3 protein-coding genes are annotated in these 5,787 nt (G+C 72.5%); 1 reads left to right on the top strand and 2 read right to left on the bottom strand.

The window, feature by feature from the left end; translation table 11 throughout:
- Positions 1–945, bottom strand: a 945-nt coding sequence (locus A5705_RS22180) for a PE family protein (protein ID WP_156763199.1), incomplete at its 3' end; no start/stop codon positions are given.
- Between the two features lie 167 nt (positions 946–1,112).
- The gene (locus tag A5705_RS22175) at positions 1,113–4,364 is read right to left on the bottom strand and encodes a LuxR C-terminal-related transcriptional regulator (RefSeq protein WP_068280058.1); all 3,252 of its coding nucleotides are present in this window, start codon (positions 4,362–4,364) and stop codon (positions 1,113–1,115) included.
- A gap of 474 nt (positions 4,365–4,838) precedes the next feature.
- Between A5705_RS22175 and A5705_RS22170 the strand changes: the two genes are divergently transcribed.
- A partial coding sequence (locus tag A5705_RS22170; protein ID WP_156763198.1) for a PPE family protein occupies positions 4,839–5,787 on the top strand: 949 nt, incomplete at its 3' end.

The following is a 5,787-nucleotide window of genomic DNA, read 5'->3' as shown; positions in this document are numbered from 1 at the left end:
CCCGCCGCACGCGCTCGCGCCGCCCAGCCCGCCGGTGCCGCCGTTGGTGGTCCCGCCGCCCCCGCCGCTGCCGCCTGCGCCGAACATCCCGCCGGCTCCGCCGGCCCCGCCGGTGCCGCCGGTCCCGCTCACGCTGCTTCCGCCGAGCCCGCCGGTGCCCCCGCTGGAGAACAGCCCGCCGTTGCCGCCGGTGCCCCCGTCTCCGCCGGGACGGGTGATGCTGTCGCTGCGGCCGCCGATGCCGCCCGTCCCGGCCGCGCCGGACAGCATGCCGGCGTTGCCGCCGGCCCCGCCGTTCCCGCCGGTTCCCGCGTCCGAGTTACCGCCGGCCCCGCCGACGCCACCGGAGCCGAACAGTCCGGCTGACCCGCCGTGGCCCCCGTTGCCGCCGGCGCCGCCGATGGCCAGGGGGGTTCCGCCGGCACCGCCGGCCCCGCCGTTGCCGATCAGCCCGCCGTTCCCGCCGTTACCGCCGTTCCCGCCGTTGTTGCCGCCGCCGGTGCCGGATCCGCCGGCGCCGCCGTTGCCGATCAACCACCCGCCGTCCGTCCCGTTCTGCCCCGTCCCCGGGGCGCCGTTGACGCCGTTGCCGATCAGCGGGCGCCCGGTCGCCGCCTGCACCGGCGCGTTGACCGCGTCGAGCAGGCTCTGCAGCGGGGACACGTTGGCCGCCTCCGCGCCGGCGAACATCGCTCCGCTTGCGCTCATCGTCTGAACGAACTGTTGGTGGAACGCCGCCGCCTCGGCGCTCAGCGCCTGGTAGGCCTGCGCGTGCCCGGAAAACAGCGACGCCAGCGCCGCCGACACCTCATCGGCCCCGGCCGCCAGAATCCCCGTGGTCGGGGCCGCCGCGGCCGCATGCGCGGCGCTGAGCGCCGATCCGATGCTCTCCACATCCGCCGCGGCCGCCGCCACCGTGTCGGGGGCCACTATCACAAACGACATCGCTGTCCTCCCGGTCGTCATCGAGCGCCGGGGCGGATCTGCGTCGCTGCCCCTCCGGACGCTCGTCTGGAATCGAATTCAGGATCCGGTGGATGCGCCGCCGAAACGTCGGTCAAAGCTCGTAACAGCACACGTCCGGGGGTCGTAGATTCGCGCGCCGACGGTGCTTAGCTGTGGCCGGCGACTTCCTGGGCCAGCTGCACGCGGGAGCTGATGCCCAGCTTCGCGTACACGTGCGTGAGATGGGTCTGCACCGTGCGCCGGGAGATGAACAACCGGGCGGCGATCTCGTTGTTGGCCAGCCCCTCGGCCACCAGCCGCGCGACGTCGCGCTCGGTCGGAGTGAGGGAGGCCCAGCCGCTCGTCGGGCGCTTGCGCTCCCCGCGACCGCGGCGCGCGTAGGCGATGGCCTCGTCGAGGGACAGCCCGGCTCCCTCCGCCCATGCGCTGTCGAACTCCTGCTCGCCCATGGCGTCGCGCAGCGCGGCGACCGACCGCTCGTGGTCCGCGTCGTGGATGCGGAACCGCACCACGCCGATTCGCCGGCGGATCTGGTCGGCGGCGCCGTACAGCCGCGCCGCGTCGCGATGGCTCAGGCCGTCCGCGGCCAGCCGCCCGAGGCACTCGAGGATGTCGGGGACGGCCAGGTGCGCCTGGCACTCCGCTGCGCAGCCGAGGGCCTTGTGCGCGTCGCGATCCGCTTGGTCGGGTTCGCCTTTGGCGATCGAGATGCGCGCCCGCGTGGTGAGCGCCCGGGCCAGGTGCCAGCCCGCCGACGCCGCGACCTGTTGGTCGGCCCAGCGCCGGGCCTCGACGAGGTCGCCGCGGGCCAGGGCCACGTCGGCCATCGGGTTCACAATCGCTGCGCCGAGCTCGCCCTGCGCGCTCAGGCGTTGTTGGGCCGCCTCGATCGCCTCGGTCGCCGCCGCGAGGTCGCCGGCGGCCGCCGCTGCGGTGACCAGGACCGCATAGCTGAATCCCTCGTTATATGGCCACAGATCGGCGGCCGCATCCAGTGATGCGTGGGCGGTGGCGGTGGCCGCGCTGGTGTCGCCCCGGAAGGCGAGTGCGAGGCTGAGGCTCAGCCGGGCGCCCCACCGGAACAAGACGTCGTGCGCCGCGTCCGCATCGGCGGTCACCGCCTCGAATTGCTCGACGGCCCGGGCCAGATCGCCCTTCATCATCTGCGCCAAGCCCAGGGTCCAGCGGCACGAGCGCGCGTCGAATCGGTCGCCGATCGCATCGGCGAGCTCGCACCCCTCTCGGGAGGCCTCTTCGGCGGCGATCGGGTCGCCCGCGTAGAACGCGCCGTTGGCCTGCCAGGTCAGGATCTGGGTCAGCCGCCACTGGTCGTCGAGCGAGCGGGCGATGCCGATCGCCTCGTCCAGGTACGGCCGGGCCGCGGCGGCGCTGTAGGAAGCGATCGCGCCGCAGGCGGTGAGCGCGCGCGCCAGCAGCGCGGGGTCGTCGATCTCGCGGGCGATCGCCACGGCTTGCTGCGCCTGCTCCAGGTTGTCGCCGATGCTGCGCGACGCGTCGAGGACCGCCTTGTCGGCCAGCGCGCGCCCGCGCACCACCGCGGAGACGTCGGAGTGCCGCGCGCCGGGCTCGGCGAGAATGGCGTCGAACCAGGCCAGGCCCTCCTGGATGCGGCCCCGCGTCTGCCACAGCGGTTGCAGCGACGACGTCAGCTCCAGCGCCCGCTCGATGTCGCCGGTTCGGCGGCTCCACGCGAACGCCGCCCGCAGGTTGTCGATCTCGATCTCGACCTGTTCGATGCGGCGCTGGTGGTCGGCGTCAGCGGCGCTGTCCAGCAGGGCGGCCAGCGCCGCGTAGTAGTCGCGGTGCCGCGCGTGCACCTCGTCGGCTTCCCCGGATTCGGCCAGCTTTGCCGCCGCGTAGTGGCGCACGGTCTCGAGCAGCCGGAAGCGCGTGCGATCGCCGGCGTAATCGGCCACCACCAACGACTTGTCCACCAGCTGGGCGAGCCGGTCGAGCACCTGATGCTGCTGCACCGGATCGCCGTCGCCGATGACCCGCGCGGCATCGAGGTCGAAGCCCGCCCGGAAAACCGCGAGCCGCCGGAACAGGATGCGCTCCGGCTCGCTCAGCAGCGCGTGCGACCAGTCGACCGACTCGCCCAGGGTCTTCTTGCGCCGTGTCCCGGCCGCCGCGCCGGTCACCAGCCGGAACCGGTTGCGCAGGCCGTCGAGGATCTCGGTCAGCGACATCATCCGCACCCGCGCCGCGGCGAGCTCGATGCCCAGGGGCAGGCCGTCCACGCGAGCGCAGATCTCGCGCACGGCGGCGCTGTCGTCGACGGCGATGCTGAAATCGGGCCGGGCCAAGCGCGCACGGTCGACGAAGAGCTCGATCGCCTCGTCGGCCAGCGACAGCGACGGCACCCGCCAGGTCAGCTCGCCGGCCACCCCGATCGGCTCGCGGCTGGTCGTCAGGATCGTCAGCTGCGGGCAGGCGCCCAGGAGCGCGACGGTCAGTCGGGCGCACTCGTCGATCAGGTGCTCGCAGTTGTCCAGAACGAGGAGGACCGGGCGGTCACCGAGGAACCGCACCAGTGTTTCCGTCGCCGAGCGGCCCGGCTGGTCGGGGAGGCCGAGCGCCCGCATCGCCGCGACCGGCACCACCTCCGGGTCGGTGACCGGCGTCAGGTCGACAAACCACACGTCGCCGTCGAACTCGGCCGCCGCCTGGGCGGCGACCTGCACCGCCAGCCGCGTCTTACCGACACCACCGGCGCCGGCCAGGGTCACCAGCCGGTTCTCGTACAGCGCCTTGACGACGTCGTTCGTCAGCGTGACGCGACCCACGAACCGCGTCAGCTGCACAGGGAGGCCGTGCGGGACGACGCTTCCGGTGGTGCGCAGCGGCGGGAATTCGGCGTCCAGGTCGGAGTGGCAGAGCTGCGCCAACCGCTCGGGGCGGGGAAGGTCGCCGAGCTGATGGGTGCCGAGATCGGTCAGCCAGGTGTCGGCCGGCAATTGGTCGATGACCAGGTCGCGCGTGACGCCCGAGAGGAGAATCTGTCCGCCGTGCGCCAGCTCGCGCAGGGCGCCGGCCCGCTCGGGGGTCGAGCCGACATACTCGCCCCCATCGCCCAGCTGAACCTCGCCGGTATGCACGCCGACGCGCAGCCGGATGGGCGCCAGCTGCGCCCGCTGCAACGCCACAGCACACGCCACCGCATCCGTCGCGTGGGCGAAGGCGGCCATGAACCCGTTGCCCGCGCCCGGTCCGGCCGCCAGCACGCCATCGTGGGCGGGAACGATCTCGGAGGCGGCGCGATCCAGCCGCGCCAACGCGGCCGTCGTTTGCTCCCCCTGGCTCTCCCACAGTCGTTCGGCGCCCTCGAAATCGGCGAGCAGCAGGGTCACGGTTCCTGTGGGCATCGGCTCCCTCACGCGATGGCCATGCCTCTTACATGACCGTAAATCCCCGCGCACACCAGTTTCGCTCATGCCGGCCACCGAGGGTCGAATACCAACCGAAAACTATTGAGGTCATCGGAGTGGTGAGGCCTGCCGGCGGCCGCCCCGGGCACCTGGGTCGACCATTTGCCGGGGGTGGTCCTACGACCCCGCACCTCGCCGCATTTACGACCCCTCATGCTGAGTATCTACGCGATTCGACCGACGTTAGTTCGACGTCGGACCCCGCATATTTGACCCGCTTGGAACTACAAGCCGGGACCGGGATCGCAATTCGCTGCGTTTCCACCGATCGTCCGGACGGCTTGGGAGCGGGAGGACGGCGATGTCGTACCTGATAGCGGCCCCGGTGGCGGTGGCGGTGGCGTCAGCGCATCCGGCGGACGTCCGTTCGGCGCTGAACGCGGCAAACGCGGCGGCCCCGACTGACGGCGAAGGACGGGTGTGATGAATTTCTTGGTGTTGCCGCCGGAGGTCAATTCGGCGCGGATTTATCTGGGTGCGGGGCCGGGCCCGATGCTGGCGGCGGCGGCGGCCTGGGAGGGGTTGGCCGGTGAGCTGGGTTCGGCAGCGAGCTCGTTCGGGTCGGTGACGTCAGGCTTGGTGGGGGCGGCGTGGCAGGGTCCGGCCGCGGTGGCGATGGTGGGCGCGGCGGCGCCGTATCAGGGGTGGCTGTCGGCGGCGGCGGCGCAGGCGCAGGGGGCGGCGGGGCAGGCGCGGGCGGCGGCAGCGGCGTTCGAAGCGGCGGCCTCCGCGACGGTGCATCCGGCGGCGGTGGCGGCCAATCGCAGCCAGTTCGTGTCGTTGGTGCGGTCAAACCTGTTGGGGCTCAATGCGCCGGCGATCGCGGCGGCCGAGGCGCAGTACGAACAGATGTGGGCTGCCGACGTGTCGGCGATGGTGGGCTATCACGGCGGGGCGTCGGCGGTGGCCGCGCAGCTGAAGCCCATGGCGCAAACCCTGTCCGGGCCACTCGGTCCAGTGCAGGCGGCCCTCGCGAACTTCAACCTGGGCGCGGGCAACTCGGGTAGCGGCAACGTGGGCGGCGGCAATACCGGCAACCAAAACCTGGGCGGTGGCAACATCGGCAGCCAGAACGTGGGCGGCGGCAACATCGGCAGCGCCAACGTCGGCAATGGCAACAACGGCGTCGGCAACATCGGCGGCGGCAACCGCGGCAACCAAAACCTGGGCAGCGGGAACGCGGGCAACAACAACACCGGCTTCGGGAACGCGGGCCTCGGGAACATGGGCAGCGGAAACCTCGGCAACACCAACGTCGGCAACGGAAACCTGGGCAGCGGCAACGTCGGCATCGGGAACCGGGGCGACTCCAACATGGGCGTCGGGAACCGCGGCAGCAACAACGTCGGCATCGCGAACACCGGCAACCACA

Source organism: Mycobacterium sp. E787 (assembly GCF_001668725.1).
Lineage (GTDB): Bacteria > Actinomycetota > Actinomycetes > Mycobacteriales > Mycobacteriaceae > Mycobacterium.
Note: the sequence above shows the minus strand (reverse complement) of the source record. Positions and strands in the feature narration are given on the sequence as shown.